The organism is Streptococcus sp. HMSC10A01 (assembly GCF_001807785.1).
GTDB lineage: Bacteria > Bacillota > Bacilli > Lactobacillales > Streptococcaceae > Streptococcus > Streptococcus gordonii.
This window is the reverse complement of record NZ_KV790969.1, coordinates 185,932-201,215: the sequence shown is the minus strand read 5'-3', so window position 1 is coordinate 201,215 and position 15,284 is coordinate 185,932. Positions and strand designations below refer to the sequence as shown.

12 protein-coding genes and 1 pseudogene are annotated in these 15,284 nt (G+C 41.2%); 12 read left to right on the top strand and 1 reads right to left on the bottom strand.

The window, feature by feature from the left end; all coding sequences use genetic code 11:
* The first annotated feature begins 138 nt into the window (after nucleotides 1-138).
* The 12 genes and pseudogenes from HMPREF3108_RS10485 (at nucleotide 139) to HMPREF3108_RS05630 (ending at nucleotide 14,335) form a co-directional block, all read left to right on the top strand.
* A complete protein-coding gene (locus HMPREF3108_RS10485) occupies nucleotides 139-447 on the top strand; it encodes an LPXTG cell wall anchor domain-containing protein (RefSeq protein ID WP_048779351.1) in 309 nt (102 codons plus the stop codon).
* A 380-nt stretch (nucleotides 448-827) separates the two neighbouring features.
* A pseudogene (locus HMPREF3108_RS05680) lies at nucleotides 828-2,834 on the top strand (SP_1767 family glycosyltransferase); the annotation flags it as partial.
* Between the two features lie 16 nt (nucleotides 2,835-2,850).
* A complete protein-coding gene (locus HMPREF3108_RS05675) occupies nucleotides 2,851-3,855 on the top strand; it encodes a sugar transferase (protein WP_048779355.1) in 1,005 nt (334 codons plus the stop codon).
* A gap of 31 nt (nucleotides 3,856-3,886) precedes the next feature.
* Nucleotides 3,887-5,110, top strand: coding sequence for an accessory Sec system protein translocase subunit SecY2 (gene secY2, locus HMPREF3108_RS05670; RefSeq protein WP_048779359.1), 1,224 nt, complete (start codon nucleotides 3,887-3,889; stop codon nucleotides 5,108-5,110).
* Nucleotides 5,111-5,118: 8 nt separating this feature from the next.
* Nucleotides 5,119-6,699 (top strand): accessory Sec system protein Asp1, encoded by a 1,581-nt coding sequence (gene asp1 / locus HMPREF3108_RS05665; protein ID WP_048779362.1) that lies wholly within the window; start codon nucleotides 5,119-5,121, stop codon nucleotides 6,697-6,699.
* Nucleotides 6,689-8,218 carry an accessory Sec system protein Asp2 gene (gene asp2, locus HMPREF3108_RS05660; protein WP_070493699.1) on the top strand — a complete coding sequence of 510 codons (1,530 nt, stop codon included), beginning with the start codon at nucleotides 6,689-6,691 and terminating at the stop codon, nucleotides 8,216-8,218. Before asp1 ends, asp2 begins: the two co-directional genes overlap by 11 nt.
* Entirely contained in the window at nucleotides 8,215-8,694 is a 480-nt protein-coding gene (gene asp3, locus HMPREF3108_RS05655) for an accessory Sec system protein Asp3 (RefSeq protein WP_061603890.1), read from the top strand. Before asp2 ends, asp3 begins: the two co-directional genes overlap by 4 nt.
* On the top strand, nucleotides 8,687-11,068 hold the full coding sequence (gene secA2 / locus HMPREF3108_RS05650; RefSeq protein WP_048779369.1) for an accessory Sec system translocase SecA2: 2,382 nt from the start codon (nucleotides 8,687-8,689) through the stop codon (nucleotides 11,066-11,068). Before asp3 ends, secA2 begins: the two co-directional genes overlap by 8 nt.
* A gap of 12 nt (nucleotides 11,069-11,080) precedes the next feature.
* Nucleotides 11,081-12,601 carry an accessory Sec system glycosyltransferase GtfA gene (gene gtfA / locus HMPREF3108_RS05645; protein ID WP_048779372.1) on the top strand — a complete coding sequence of 507 codons (1,521 nt, stop codon included), beginning with the start codon at nucleotides 11,081-11,083 and terminating at the stop codon, nucleotides 12,599-12,601.
* The gene (gene gtfB, locus HMPREF3108_RS05640) at nucleotides 12,585-13,937 is read left to right on the top strand and encodes an accessory Sec system glycosylation chaperone GtfB (RefSeq protein ID WP_048779374.1); all 1,353 of its coding nucleotides are present in this window, start codon (nucleotides 12,585-12,587) and stop codon (nucleotides 13,935-13,937) included. The genes gtfA and gtfB overlap by 17 nt, the downstream gene beginning before the upstream one ends.
* Nucleotides 13,930-14,112, top strand: a complete 183-nt coding sequence (asp4, locus tag HMPREF3108_RS05635) for an accessory Sec system protein Asp4 (protein ID WP_048779376.1) — start codon at nucleotides 13,930-13,932, stop codon at nucleotides 14,110-14,112. The genes gtfB and asp4 overlap by 8 nt, the downstream gene beginning before the upstream one ends.
* 1 nt (nucleotide 14,113) lies before the next feature.
* On the top strand, nucleotides 14,114-14,335 hold the full coding sequence (locus HMPREF3108_RS05630; RefSeq protein WP_048779380.1) for an accessory Sec system protein Asp5: 222 nt from the start codon (nucleotides 14,114-14,116) through the stop codon (nucleotides 14,333-14,335).
* 71 nt (nucleotides 14,336-14,406) lie between these two features.
* On the opposite strand, the gene HMPREF3108_RS05625 is transcribed toward HMPREF3108_RS05630, so the two are convergent.
* Entirely contained in the window at nucleotides 14,407-15,252 is an 846-nt protein-coding gene (locus HMPREF3108_RS05625) for a DegV family protein (RefSeq protein WP_045502592.1), read from the bottom strand.
* Nucleotides 15,253-15,284: the final 32 nt, after the last annotated feature.

Here is a 15,284-nt window from a genome sequence, read left to right as displayed (position 1 = left end):
GCCTCCACGAGCGCATCCGTGAGTGCAAGCGCGTCCACGTCTACGAGTGCCTCAGTATCTGCAAGTGAGTCCGCATCGACGAGTGCGTCCATAAGTGCGAGTGAGTCTATATCAATAAGCACATCTGTTAGTCAATCTATGTCTGTTAGTGAGTCACTATCATTGAGTGTTAGCACATCAACACTACACAGTCAGCTAAATGGTATATATGAAAGCGAATTGAATTCATTAAGCCTTTCTGAAAGCTTATCTATGTCTCAATCGCTTAGCCAAAGCCTATCTGATAGTCAATCTACTTCAGCAACTCAATCAATGCATGACAGAATTTCTAAAGGACAACTTCCTCGAACAGGTGAATCTGAAAGTAAAGCATCCATTTTGGCTTTAGGCTTAGGAGCTTTGGGATTGGCATTTAAGAAAAGGAAGAAAAAGGAGTCAGAGGACTAATCATTAATTGAAGCAGGAAGTTTCCAAACTTCCTGTTTTGATTTTGCTGTTTAAGTCCTTGATGTTCTAGCTTTTTCTAGCAATATTTTATATAATATCAAGTATAGCTTGATGAATTTGTACTTAATATAGACAATTAAAATTAGGATAAGAGTTATCAAGACGATCACAAGTATTATAGACATAAAAATGGGGTAAAAATCTTGATTTGAAAAACTCTTTCTAATTTTGCAAAAATCTTTATGATTTCTTGATTTTACAGTTGAGAAAGAGCTTCAAATAATTTTCGAGATTCAGATTTAATTAGGGTGTAATCGTATAGGGAGTAAGTTTGCTAAGTGGATAAGTTAGATAATATAAATAAAGCATTCTATGATCAATACCGATCAGTTGTTCTTTGTGCCAACTTTTCTGATTGTAATCAAGTTTTAACAACCATCAAGTCCATTGTCTGCCACAATCGCTTTATCAAGTTTTATGTCATCAATAGTGACTTTCCAACAGAGTGGTTTGTTAGCATGCGGAAAAAGCTGGCCAAGCTGGACTGCCAGATCATCAATGCTCGTTTGTCTGCCTCGCTGGTATCAAATTGTAAAACGGATAGTAGTTATACAGTTTTCCTACGCTATTTTGTAGCGGATTTTGTTGAGGAAGACAAGGCTTTGTATTTGGATTGTGATATCGTTGTCACGCGGGATTTAAGCTCCTTATTTGAAACAGAACTTTGGGATGCACCACTTGCTGCGGTCAAGGATCTGGGTGGAGAAGTATACTTTGGCGAGCAGATTTTTAATTCAGGTGTTTTACTGATTAATGTGAACTACTGGAGAGAAAACGATATTGCGGGTCAATTGATTGAGATGACTGATAACTTACATGATAAAGTTACTCAGGATGATCAAATCATTCTTAATATGCTCTTTGAAAATCGCTGGCTGGAGCTGCCTTTAGCTTATAACTGCATTACACTGCACACGACCTTTTCGGATTATGAGCCAGAAAAAGGTCTCTATCCGCCGGTGATCCACTATCTAACTGAGCGCAAGCCTTGGAAAGAGTATACCCAGTCCATTTATCGTGAGGTCTGGTGGTTCTATCAGGGGCTGGATTGGTCGGATATGCAGGAGCCAGTCGGAGCCCTGACTCAAAAAATGGTGGAAGGGGGAGAGGGCTCAAGTCTGTCCTGCCTAGTCTACACCTACTCTTGTGACCTGATGCATATCAATTATCTGATTCAAGCCCTGCCTGCCTGTCATTTCTACATTGCTGCACCGGTAGTGGTGGCAGAGCCAATCACGCGTCTGCTCCAGTATCCTAATGTCAGTGTCAGCTCAGATATTGCGGGCATCCCGGCTCTCTTGGAGTCACTGGAAGCCAAGTCTCAGCTGCTGCTGGATATCAATGCCGGTGATGAGGTGGGAGATATTATTGCTCGCTTTAAGTCTGCTGGCAAGCCAGTCTTTGCCTTTGATAGTACAGTCCATGGCCAGCAGGGGCAGGAAGTCTTTCCAGCTGATAACCCTGAAGTCATGGTGCAGGCTATTGAGAAACTTAGATTGGCCAAGCCTGAGGAGCGGCAGATCTCTGTACTCTCTATCGACCAATCGCTGGATTATCTTTTGGAGAAAGGTGCTTCAGTGGTTCGCTTTGGAGATGGGGAGATGGATTTGATTGCAGGTCGTGGTATCCCTTATCAGGAGTACGACCCCGAGCTTTCAGCGCGCTTGAGAGAGATCATGGCTATGGAGAGCGATGAGCGTTTGATGGTCTGCCTGTCCGATGTATTTAGAGGGCTGGAACGCTATTCCATCGACGCACAGAACTTTTGGAAAACTCATTTGCATCAACATATGGCAGATTATCTAGAAATTTGCCGAGCACCTTGGTACGGATCGACCTTTATTTCCCGTCCTTATATTGACTTGGAAGATAAGACGCCGTCTGCGGGCTATTTTGCAAAGCTCAAGCATCTATGGCAGGACAAGGACCTCTTGATAGTAGAGGGATTGACTTCTCGCTCTGGTGTGGGCAATGACCTCTTTGATGGGGCTAGGTCCATCAAGCGGATTATCTGTCCTTCGCGCAATGCCTACAGCAAGCTGGAGGCCATCAAGCAGGCTGTTCGAGAGCATGTGGATAATCGTCTGATTTTGATCATGCTTGGTCCGACGGCCAAGATCTTGGTCTATGATCTGGTTCAGGAAGGATATCGCGCGCTGGATATTGGACATATTGACTCAGAGTATGAGTGGTTCCAGATGGGAGCTAGTCACAAGATCAAGCTATCGCACAAGCATACAGCTGAGCACAATTTCGATCAGGATATTGAGTTTAGAGACGACCAAGCTTATGACAGTCAGATTGTTGCCAATCTGGCTCAGGAATGAAGATTAGAAAAAGAATATGAAAGTTAATATTACCAATCTATACGGTATGTCTAGCCAGAGTACGGCCTTGATTGCCCAGAATGATGTGACCAAGCTAGCCAAGCAGCTGGGCTTCAATGAACTGAGTTTTTATTTTTACGATATTTATAGCGACAGTCAGTCGGAGCTCAGTCGACGTCTGGACGGTATCATGTCTAGTGTGGGCTATGGTGATGTGGTTATCTATCAATCTCCGACTTGGAACGGCCGGGAGTTTGATCAAGCCTTTATTAGCAAGCTCAAGATTTTGCAGGCTAAACTGATTACCTTTATCCATGATGTGCCGCCACTTATGTTCCCGTCAAACTACTATCTGATGCCGGAGTATATCGATATGTACAATCAGTCAGATGCGGTCATCGTGCCTTCTGAGCAGATGCGGGATAAGCTTCTGGCAGAGGGGCTGACGGTGGACAAGCTTTTGGTCCAGCGCATGTGGGATCATCCCTTTGATTTGCCCATGCACCAGGCTCAGTTTGCACCTAAGCTGTATTTTGCAGGAAGTGTGGAGCGTTTTCCGCATTTGAGCAACTGGTCTTATGCAACGCCACTGGAGATTTTTTCACCTGAGGAGGAGACAAGTCCAGATGCTAATGTCAGCTATCGCGGCTGGGTCAGCCGGCCAGAGTTGCTCTTGGAGCTGTCCAAGGGCGGTCTAGGCCTAGTCTGGGGTGTTGAGGAGAATCCAGCAGACGAGCCGGAATACTATGGTCTCAATATCTCTCATAAGTCTGCTACCTATCTGGCAGCTGGGATTCCGATCATCGTCCCTTCTTACCTGTCCAATGCAGAGCTGATTCGCGAGCGCGGTCTGGGCTTTGTCGTAGACAGTCTGGAAGAGGCCAGTCGGATCGTTGAAAATCTGACTGTCGAGGAGTACCAGACTATGGTCGAGCGGGTTAGAAAGTTCTCTTACCTGCTCAAGGATGGCTATTTCAGTAAAAAAGTGTTAATAGATGCGGTGATGGAAGTCTTGTCCTAAAATTCTCAAGCCATCATCATAAGGAGTCAGAGTGAAGTCATTTTTTAAACCGCTTATTCTCAAAAAGTTTCTTTGGACATTACTTTTCGTATTTATCTATGTTTTGGGAAGTAAGTTGACTCTTCCATTTGTTGATGTCTCGAATATAGCTAAACTAAATGGAGATTCAGTAACCCTAAATTATGCAGCTGCTTTGATGGGTGGAAATTTAAGGAGTATGTCTTTCTTTTCGATTGGGCTAGCCCCTTGGATGTCCTCCATCCTCATTTGGCAAATGTTCACAGTTTCGAAACGATTGGGACTTAATAAACTTTCTATGGAGAGTCAAGAAAAGAGACGAATGTTGCTGACTCTAGCTATTGCTCTAATCCAATCTTTAGCTTTAGTTCTTAATTTGCCTTTGAAGACAGTGGTAGGAGTTGGACAAGGAACGATTGTCTTCTTGAATACCTTGATCTTAATAGCGGGAACATATTTTCTTATTTGGCTGACTGACCTTAATTCATCAATGGGACTTGGGGGTTCTATTATGATTGTCATGGTCAGTATGATTTCCTATATTCCTCAGGACATATGGCTCTCTATCCAAGAACTCAAAATTTCTCCTCTTATTTTAGCTCTAATAGGCTTCTTTAGTCTTTGTTTTCTATATCTTGCTGTTCTAGTTGAGAGAGCCAAGTACAGAATACCTATCAATAAGATTAACATCCACAATCGTTTTAAAAAGTATTCCTACTTAGATATCCGAGTGAATGCTGCTGGGGGTCTTCCTATTATGTATGCCATGACTTTGGTCAGCATTCCCCAGTATTTCCTCATGCTAGTTCTGTTTTTTCAACCAAATAATAGGCTGGTGAAAGAATGGATTCTAAGCTTAGCGATGGGGGAAATACCTTGGTTGATTCTCTATCTGCTGACTATTTTTATTCTGGCTTGGGCTTTTGCTTTTATTAATGTTAACAGTGATCAAATTGCAGAGCGGATGCAAAGGAGTGGGGAATATATTGAAGATTTGTATCCTGGTGAAGCAACCCGTCGTTATATTCACAAAATTGTAGGTTATTTTGCCTTTGTCGGAGCGCTTTACCTAGTTTTGGTGGCTGGTCTTCCAATGCTTCTGATCCTCTTGGATATTCGTTATATGAGGCTTGGTATGATTCCTGGTATGTTTATGATTTTTATTGGCATGGTCTTTTCTATTAAGGATGAGGTAGATACTTTAACACTTAATGACCGTTATCATTCATTGTTCTAGGAGGAACTATGTATTATTTTATTCCTTCATGGAGTGGAAGTGGAAAGAGGGTTTGGCATCGAGATATTATTCCCTGGTACCGCTCTATGCAGAGACTTGAGTTCGATGACACTATTCATCAGATTCGGATTTTTCAAAGTGAGAATCTGCCAGTCAAACTCCTCTTACAAGCTTATATGCCACATGCCCGTTATTTTTTACATCGCCAAGATATCTTTGAGACGGAATACTATTCAGTTTTTGATGAGATTCAGGCTGTAGAATCTAATGATATACAGGTTTTACAAATCAAAGATCTTGAATGGGAAGATGATTGTGAATTTATTTATACTCCATTTTTGATTATCGTACGCAGGCAAGGACAGCTTTATGCTCATGTCGAGTTTGGAGTAGAAGGCTTTATCAGTTTTATCAAATTTTTCAAGGATGATCAGCTGGAAAAGCTAAATATTTTTGATGATAGAGGTTTTGTTTCTAGTATCGTCTATTATGAAGATGGTCAGGAAGTATACCAGGACTACTTAAATCCAAATGGAGATTGGCGTATACGAGAATATCTAAAATTTGAAAATAGTCATATAGTAGTCAATCCAGTTTTTTCTCGAGACTTTGATAAGCTGGAGTATGAATGTATGCCAGATTTGATTCTTGAGAAGTTGGGATATTATATTTCTCATAATGTTGAAGAAGACAGCCGATTTGTAGTCGCTACACAGCCTTTTACTAATCAAGGAATGCTAGATCTGTTACCTCAACATTCTCATAGTATTCTCAGTTTTTTCCACGAACGTAATCAAGCAAGCAATATAGAGAATCTTAAAGCTGATTTGGAGTATGCGGACTTGGTATTGACAGATCGAATGGATTTCAAAGAGACTCTTCAGAATCATTTTCCACTTCAGGCAGAGAAGGTTCATTACTTGTCTCCATTTGATACACGTTTGCAGCTAGGAAAGAGTCAACAACGTCATGAGTCAAAGATTTTTTATCAAATTGATCTTAGTGAGCTTTTGAATGACTATGCTATTTTTAAGGTTCTGTTTTATGTAGCCCAGCATCCAGACACGGAACTGGTTATCGGTGTATACAATGCATGGCAAGAGGGTATTAAACAGGTGGAAGATAAAGTAGAGGAACTCATTTCTGATTACTTGGATTTAAAAGGTTTTATCAAAAAATCTTATAAAAATAACCAAGCAGAAAACCCTTTACCAGAAAACCAAGAGTTGGAATACCGATTTAGGATTAGGAACATTACAGATGAGCTTAGCCTGATTCAAGAGTTGGATGATACTCGTCTTATTATTGATTTAAGCCAGCAACCTAATCTTTATACACAAATTGCCGGTATCTCAGCTGGTATTCCACAGATCAATCTGGTTGCTTCTGACTATGTGACTCATTTACAAAATGGCTATATTCTTGACTCTATCTCTCAACTTGCAGTTGCTGCAGATTATTATTTACAGGGGCTGAAAAATTGGAATCAGGCTTTGATTTATTCAATCGAAAAGATCAAACTGAATACTGGACATCAAGTAATTGCCCAGTGGGAGAAGTGGCTCAAGGAGGCTGTAGATGCAAAATAAGCTGAAAATCTTACAGATTGGTTCTATTGATTGGAGCAAGGAAGTAATGATTCCGGATAATATGGATTGGTATTATTTCTTTCCTCACTCTCAGCTAGCCATCAAAAAAGTTATGGAAATGGAGAAAATCAGTCATTTCAGCGCCATTATTGTAGACGATTTAGATTTGATTCCAGATTTATTTTTGATTGAATCAAAAATCATTCCTTATACTATTTTTTACAGTAAGGAGCAGCAAGCCAGTCAAGAGTCTATTACCTTTTTCCTAAAGAGATACTGCGCTCAGCAGATAGATCTAAGTGATAGACCAGACTTGCTGAGAAAACTTTCTAAGGCACTTTTTCGTGGCCAATATGGAGATAAGATGACACCTCTTGATATGGTCGTTAGTCCAGGTTTTAAGGGCAGGATTTGTCACAATGGCTATGAAAATTTGGAATTGGAAGGGAATTTTGGGTCAGACTTTAGGCCAATTGTGTCTTGGAAATATAATATTGTAGCAAGCAAGAAAAATCCTGTGGAAATCTGGCTTGAATATGAAAAAGACTTTAGTTGCGAACTTCGCTTAAGAATTTATAATATTCAGGAAGGTTCGGCTGCTGATCTTGTTAGAGAATCATTTTTTTCAGAAACTGATATGCAGGAAGCTATTGTTTTAGATAATGATTTTACTTCTTTTTTAGGAATCACTTTAGAAGCTAAAGGCTTTGGTTCTTTAAAAATCGGTGCCTTCCATCAGCGTTTGACTCGCTATCAATTTGGAAAGTTTGTATTGGGAGGTAAAATTTTAAAGGATAGACATCGGCAGGAAATCAATTATTTCTTTTATCCTGGTGATTTTAAGCCGCCTTTGGCTGTTTATTTTTCTGGTTACCGCAGAGCAGAAGGGTTCGAAGGATTTGGTATGATGAGAGGTTTAGGATGCCCTTTTCTTCTTTTTTCTGATCAGCGATTAGACGGTGGTGTCTTTTATCTTGGAAGCGATGAATTGGAAGAAGGTATCAGACGTATAATCCAAGAACATCTGGCATTGCTAGGTTTTTCTGAGCGAGAATTAATCCTATCTGGTATATCCATGGGAACCTATGGGGCAGCTTATTATGGGGCAGATTTCAGCCCTAGAGCAATTATTTTATGTAAACCACTTGCTAATCTTGGAACGATTGCTAAACGAGGTCGTCTTCAGTTACCAGAAGTTTTTCCAATGGCTCTTGATATACTTCATCGTCATACAGGAGGAAAAGACCTAGAAAATGTTATGGAGCTAGATAATCGTTATTGGGAAAAAATTAAAAGGGCGGATTTAAGCCACACGATTTTTGGTCTGGCCTACATGAAGGAAGAAGACTATGATCCAACAGCTTACGAAGATCTAGTACAATACCTCTATCCAACTGAAACCCAGTTAATGAGCAATGGGATTTCAGGTCGCCATAATGACGATTCTACTATGGTGATAAATTGGTTTATGAATTATCATCGCATCATACTGGAAAAAGAATTTGGAAGAAAGAAATGAAGATTCAAAAACATAAGGAAATTTACTTGGGAGAGTTGAGGGGTGCGTCAATTTCAAATACTAGAAAAGATTTCACCTACTTGTATGGCTCAACCATCATTTTTCATTCTCCTGACCAGGTCTATTTTGAAAACAAATTAATGGCTTCTGGTCAAACGATTCATGAATGGTCCTCTAGTTGGAACTATCAAGGAGATAGACAGGTACCTTCACTTCCTTTGCTAAAAAGGGGAAGATCTTATTCTTTGACTAGAGATATGAACTCCTACCCTTCCGGAAGTGTCTTTCTAAAACTCATTTTTTTCGATCGTTATAATAGAGAAGTCGGCAATATTGTAGAGCGTTCGGATAAAATGGCTTTTACTTATCCCAAAGAAGCCTACAGCTATAAGGTACAGCTCCTTAGTGCGGGTGTTGAGTCTTTTGAGTTTCACTACTTAAAGATTGAAGAAATTTTAGAGGAGTCAGATGGTTAAAAACTTTTTTCATATTCAGCGCTTAAAGAAAATTCTAGCCAAAGTTAAGAGTTTTGAAAAAGAAATGGCTAGTCTGTCAGATTTAGACCTACAGAAAAAAACTGACGAATTCAAAAAGAGATTAGCTAACGGGGAAAATTTGAATCAACTGTTGCCAGAAGCCTATGCTGTCGTTCGAGAAGCAGATAAGAGGATTTTGGGGATGTTTCCTTACGATGTCCAGGTCCTAGGAGCAATTGTTCTCCACGAGGGAAATGTTGCTGAAATGGCGACAGGTGAAGGTAAAACCTTGACAGCAACTATGCCACTTTATCTAAATGCCTTGTCTGGACAAGGAGCTATGTTGGTCACTCCTAATTCCTATCTGGCTTTGAGAGATGCGGAAGAAATGGGGCCCGTCTACCGTTTTTTAGGCCTGACAATTGAGACAGCCGTGAGAGCGGATGAATCCAAGTCTTTGGAGACCAAGGAGAAACGTAGGATCTACCAGGCAGATATCCTATATACAACCAATAGTGCTTTAGGATTTGATTATTTGATTGAAAATTTAGCCGAGAATAAAAAGAATCAATTTCTAAGAGAATTTAACTACGTCATCATAGATGAGATTGACTCTATTCTCTTAGATAGTGCGCAAACTCCTTTGATTATATCTGGCGCTCCACGTGTTCAGTCAAATTTTTATGATATGATGGACACTTTAGTCCAAACTCTCTATGAAGATGAGGATTATTGTTATGACGATGAGAAGAATGAAGTTTGGCTGACCCAAAAAGGGATTCGAGAAGCGGAGTCTTTTTTAGGATTAAACCATCTCTTTTCCAAAGAAAATCAGGAATTGGTTCGTCATCTCAATCTAGCATTGAGAGCTCATATGATTTATAAAAAAGATCAAGACTATGTGGTACGACAAAGTGAAAATGAAGCGGAAGTAGTACTTTTAGACCGTGCAACCGGTCGACTTATGGAATTAACACGCCTTCAAGGAGGTCAGCATCAGGCCATCGAAGCTAAAGAACATGTTAAACTAACTCAGGAAACACGTGCCATGGCCTCCATAACTTATCAGAATCTTTTTAGACTATTTCGAAAACTCTCGGGTATGACTGGGACTGGAAAAGTTGTAGAAAGTGAATTTCTGGAAACTTATTCTATGTCCGTCATTAAGATTCCGACAAATCGTCCTGTCATTCGCAGAGATTATCCTGATCAGATTTATCAAACCTTGCCTGAAAAAGTATTTGCTTCACTGGATGAAGTAAAGCATTATCATGCAAAAGGAAATCCTCTTTTGATATTTACTGGTTCTGTCGAGATGTCTGAAATTTATTCTTCTCTCTTACTGAGAGAAGGAATTGCTCATAATCTCCTCAATGCCAATAATGCAGCTCGGGAAGCTCAGATGATTACTGAATCAGGTCAGTTTGGTGCAGTGACTGTAGCAACATCCATGGCTGGTCGAGGAACAGATATTAAATTAGGCCCAGGAGTAGCTGAACTAGGTGGCTTGGTTGTTATTGGAACTGAAAGAATGGAAAACCATAGGATTGACCTACAAATTCGTGGCCGCTCGGGCAGGCAAGGTGATCCGGGGATCAGTAAGTTTTTCATTTCATTGGAAGATGATTTACTTAAAAAATGGGGTCCAGATTGGATAAAAAATTTTTATAGGGATTATTCTTCAGAAGATTTTGAGAACAACCCTATCTTGCTTAAGCAAAGACGTTTTAAAAGACTTGTTTCAAAAGCACAAAAAGCCAGTGAAAGCAATGCTAAATTATCACGACGCCTGACTTTGGAGTATGCACAAAGTTTGAAGATTCAGCGAGAACTGACCTATGCGGAGCGTAATCGCTTACTTGAAGATACAAATGAGATGGAAGAGGAAATCAATCGAGTTCTTGAGTATGTCATTCAACAAGTTGCCTATGAACAAAGTTTTGAAAATAGGGCAGATTTTTATCGATTTATCCTGCATCATTTTAGCAATCGGGCTGAAAGAATTCCGCAGGAGTTTGACATTCACTCGTCAAAAGAAGTCTCTTATCTTCTTCAATCCATTGCTGTGCAGGAATTGTTGGCAAAGAAAAGCTATCTAAAGTCAGACAAGCTTTATAGTCAATTCCAGCGTCTTGCTATTCTTAAAGCGATTGATGAGAACTGGGTCGAGCAGGTAGACTATCTGCAGCAACTCAGGACAGCCTTGAGCGGTCAACATTTCTCTATGAAAAATCCTCTGGTAGAATACTACCAAGAAGCTTATGATGGTTTTGAATATATGAAAGAACGGATGAAACACCAAATTGTTAAGAATCTTTTAATGAGTGAATTGGCACTCAACCCCAAAGGAGAGGTCGTAATGTACTTCCCATAGGATGAGGAAAATATGACAGTATATAACATCAACTTAGGCATTGGCTGGGCAAGTAGTGGTGTAGAGTATGCCCAAGCTTATCGAGCTCAGATTTTAAGAAGAATGCAGCAACCGGCTAAGTTTATCTTTATGGATATGATTTTAGCGGATAACATTCAACATTTGACAGAAAATATCGGTTTTTTGGATGAGGAAATTATCTGGCTTTATAACTATTTTACTGATATCAAGATTGCACCGACGACGGTGACGCTGGATCAGGTACTGGCTCAAGTCGCAGGTCAGCCGGAGTGCTCGGAGAGAGAGGGCAAGATTGTCCGCTATTTCTATCCGCAGGATGACCAGTTTATCACTTGCTATCTACGGCAGGAAGACCAGGACTTTGTGGAGCATGTGGAGTATGTCTCACGGGGGAGATTGATTCGCAAGGATTATTTCTCCTATGTCCGTTATGCCAGCGAGTACTTTGCACCCCATAATGACGCTGCAACCCTCTACCAGCGCCGTTTTTACAACGAAGACGGCAGTGTGGCTTATGACATGCTGATAGAGGATGGTCAGGAAGAGCTTTATCGCTTTCCAGATCGGATTTTCTATTCCAAGGCTGAGCTGGTCCGCTATTTTCTTCAGTGTTTGCAGCTGCAGGCAGATGATGTGGTCATCTTGGATAGGGAGACAGGGATTGGTCAGGTTGTCTTTGAAGAGAGCCAGAAGGCTAAGCTGGGAGTAGTGGTCCATGCGGAGCATTTCAGTGAAAATGCCAGCAGCGACGACTACATTCTCTGGAACAATTTCTATGACTACCAGTTTACCAATGCAGACAAGGTGGACTTCTTCATCGTGGCAACAGAGGCTCAGAAAATGATTCTAGAGCAGCAGTTCCAGCATTACTCGGACAAGCAGCCCAAGATTGTCACCATACCGGTGGGGAGTTTGGACCAACTGACTTATCCCAAAGAGCCTCGCAAGCCTTTCTCCATGATTACGGCTTCGCGTCTTGCTACGGAAAAGCATATCGATTGGCTAGTGGCAGCGACTGTCCAAGCCCATATCCAGTTGCCTGAACTGACTCTGGATATTTATGGTAAGGGGAGCGAAGAGGACAAGCTGCGTCGCAGGATTGAGGAATCGGGAGCTCAGGACTACATTCGGCTCAAAGGGCATGCAGATCTAAGTCAGATTTATGCAGGCTATGAGCTTTATCTGACGGCTTCAACCAGCGAAGGCTTTGGTCTAACGCTCATGGAAGCGGTCGGATCAGGTCTTCCTCTCATCGGCTTTGATGTCCGCTATGGCAATCAGACTTTTATCGATGATGGTAAAAATGGCTATCTGATACCGGTTAGTTCCAATCAGGTCGAGGACCAGATTATTGCTGCTTTTGTGGAGAAAATAATAGCTCTCTTTAGCCAAGGACGCCAGCAGGAAATGAGCCAACATTCTTATCAAGTGGCAGAGAATTATTTGACCAGCCGAGTTGAAGCGGCTTGGTCCCAGCTTTTAAAGGAGGTCAGAGATGATTCAGCTCTTTGATTATTACAATCAGGAAACCCAGGATCTGCATGATTCCCTCCTTGCAGCTGGCTATAACTGTCCGACCATTATCATTGAGGCCAATGGCTTTCTGCCGGATGATATGATTTCCCCTTATACTCACTTTCTGGGGGATGAAGAGGGAGCAGACCACCCGCTCTTTTTCAATCAAGTGCCAGTGCCACCTTTCTGGGAAATCACTGGCGACCATCAGGCGGCGCGTGTCAGTGACATGGGAGAAGAAAGGGCACGGATTCACTATGCTAGTCAGTCCAAGGGCTGGCTGGTCAAACAGGTAGATTGGCTGGATAAAAAAGGCCAGCTGCGACTGAGTGAGCGCTATAATAAGCAAGGCCGCTGCTTTGCCAAAACAGCCTATAAATCAGGCCAGGAGGCTTTCAATACAACCTACTACAGCACAGACGGTCAGGAGCGCATCGTGGAGAATCACGCCACCGGTGACATCATCCTGACCCTGGATCAAGAGCCTTTGAGGATTTTTAAAAGCCGAGTGGATTTTATCCGTTTCTTTTTAGAGCGGCTAGACTTTGACTTGGATCACATTCTCTTTAATTCGCTGGCTTATTCTTTCCTAGTTTCCCACAGCTTGACAGGCCGAGTTGGCCAGGATATTCTATTTTGGCAGGAGCCTCTGTATGATGAGCTTCCGGGCAATATGCAGTTGATTCTGGAAAATAGTCAGCTGCGGACGCAGACCATTATCATTCCAGACTTGTCGACTTATGAAAAGGCCATGAGTCTGGCAGCGACTGACCAGCAGCAGAAGTTCCTGCATCTGGGCTATCATTATGACTTCAAGCGGGACAACTACCTACGAAAAGATACCTTAATCCTGACCCATTCGGATCAGATTGAAGGCTTAGAGGCCTTGGTTCAGGCCTTGCCACAGCTAGTCTTTCGCATTGCAGCACTTACGGAAATGTCGCCTAAGCTCTTGTCTATGCTGTCCTATAAGAATGTCGTCCTTTATCAAAATGCCAGTCTTAAGCAGATCGAGCAACTCTACTTGGAATCAGATATTTATCTGGATATCAATCACGGAGGCCAGGTCTTACAGGCAGTGCGCAAGGCTTTTGAGAACAATCTCTTGATTCTAGGCTTTGAGCAGACCCTGCATGACAGGCGCTACATTGCACGAGAGCATATTTTTGACAGCAGTCAGCCTGCTCAGCTGGCATCGACTCTGGAAGAAGCCTTATCTGATGTTGAGCAGATGCGATCAGCCCTGCAAGCTCAAGGTCGACATGGCAACGATGTACCAGTCAGTCTTTATCAGGAGACTCTCCAAGCTATATTAGGGGGTCAACATGACTAAAAAAGATTTATTTTATAAGGATATTGAGGGACGGTTAGATGAGCTCAAGCATGGCAAGCCCAAGAAAGAAAAGGCCAGCTTGGGTGAAAATCTCAACAAAGCCTTTGTCATCGCCTTGGGCTTGATGATTTTGATTGGCTTGATTTTTACATTAATTGGAGTCTTGAGGAAATAAAATGCCAAAAATATTAATTATTCTGACTATATTGCTTGCTCTTATTTTAATTGCATTGGTTATTTCTTTGCCTAGAGAAAACCAACAGTTTTTCAGCGAAACTCGTTCAACAATTGGTAAGTCAGGTTATTGGGAGACAAATTTTTTTAAAAAAGTTATTCTTTTGATTGTTAGTATTCTTCTCTTTTTAATCCTCATTTTCTATATGATTCAAACAGCCTAACTTTTTAGATCAAAAAGAGACCCTTAGACTAGGGTCTCTTTTGATTTAAATATTAGGAAGTTGATTCATTATTAGCCGATTTCATATCCCATTAATAATCCGCCTTCTTCTGCATAGAAACTACATAAGCCGGATGTCGGGATAGCTTGAATTTGGGCGTTAGGAAATTTTTCCTTGACTAAGTCAGAGAATTGCTGACAGAATTTATCATTATTGCGGTGAGAGATAATAATTTCACCTCCTGCATAACCCGCCTTGATGATTTCTTCAAAAGCAGCAGACAACGACTTCTTATAGCCTCTAGCCTTCTGCAATAGTTCTAAGGTTCCTTGTGGCCCAGCTTCCCCAACCATGCGAATATTGAGCAAGCCTACGACTGCTCCAATTAGCTTATTTAATCGCCCGTTTTTAACCAGATTATCCACTTTGGCCAGGACAAAAAGTAATTTGGTTTTTGATTGGTAGTTTGTAATTTCTTGCACGATTTCGTCAAAAGAAAGGCCGTTACTAATTAGCTGATTGAGCTTTTGAACAAGCAAGTCAACTTCACCTCCAGCCGATAAACTATCAATCACATGAATATTGACATTCGGATGCTCTTCAAGGTAAAGCTTTTTAGCAACCTGAGCGCTGTTATGGCTACCAGATAAGGTTCCAGTAATAGTGACAACAAAGATATTATCAGCTCCTGCAAATGCTTTTAGATAGTCATCTGGACTTGGGCAAGCAGATTTTGAAGCAGTTGATGTGGCATACATTTTTTCCATCATTAAGTCAATATTTAGTTCTGCATTGTCAATAAATATTTCCTCACCTACCTGAATGGTTAGTGGGACATTTTCAAAATTTGTGTCCAAAGCCAGGTCTTTTAATTCTCTAAAATCGCATCCAGAGTCACTAACGATTTTCCAAGTCATTTTTAATCCCCTTGTTCCTACAATTATACATT

Bases quoted from the DNA above. Each gene is read 5' to 3' on its own strand.
- asp3 (WP_061603890.1), top strand. From the start codon at position 8,215: ATGAAGATTCAAAAACATAAGGAAATTTACTTGGGAGAGTTGAGGGGT.
- HMPREF3108_RS10485 (WP_048779351.1), top strand. From the start codon at position 139: ATGTCTGTTAGTGAGTCACTATCATTGAGTGTTAGCACATCAACACTA.
- secA2 (WP_048779369.1), top strand. From the start codon at position 8,687: ATGGTTAAAAACTTTTTTCATATTCAGCGCTTAAAGAAAATTCTAGCC.
- asp2 (WP_070493699.1), top strand. From the start codon at position 6,689: ATGCAAAATAAGCTGAAAATCTTACAGATTGGTTCTATTGATTGGAGC.
- asp1 (WP_048779362.1), top strand. From the start codon at position 5,119: ATGTATTATTTTATTCCTTCATGGAGTGGAAGTGGAAAGAGGGTTTGG.
- HMPREF3108_RS05625 (WP_045502592.1), bottom strand. From the start codon at position 15,252: ATGACTTGGAAAATCGTTAGTGACTCTGGATGCGATTTTAGAGAATTA.
- gtfB (WP_048779374.1), top strand. From the start codon at position 12,585: ATGATTCAGCTCTTTGATTATTACAATCAGGAAACCCAGGATCTGCAT.
- HMPREF3108_RS05675 (WP_048779355.1), top strand. From the start codon at position 2,851: ATGAAAGTTAATATTACCAATCTATACGGTATGTCTAGCCAGAGTACG.
- asp4 (WP_048779376.1), top strand. From the start codon at position 13,930: ATGACTAAAAAAGATTTATTTTATAAGGATATTGAGGGACGGTTAGAT.
- gtfA (WP_048779372.1), top strand. From the start codon at position 11,081: ATGACAGTATATAACATCAACTTAGGCATTGGCTGGGCAAGTAGTGGT.
- HMPREF3108_RS05630 (WP_048779380.1), top strand. From the start codon at position 14,114: ATGCCAAAAATATTAATTATTCTGACTATATTGCTTGCTCTTATTTTA.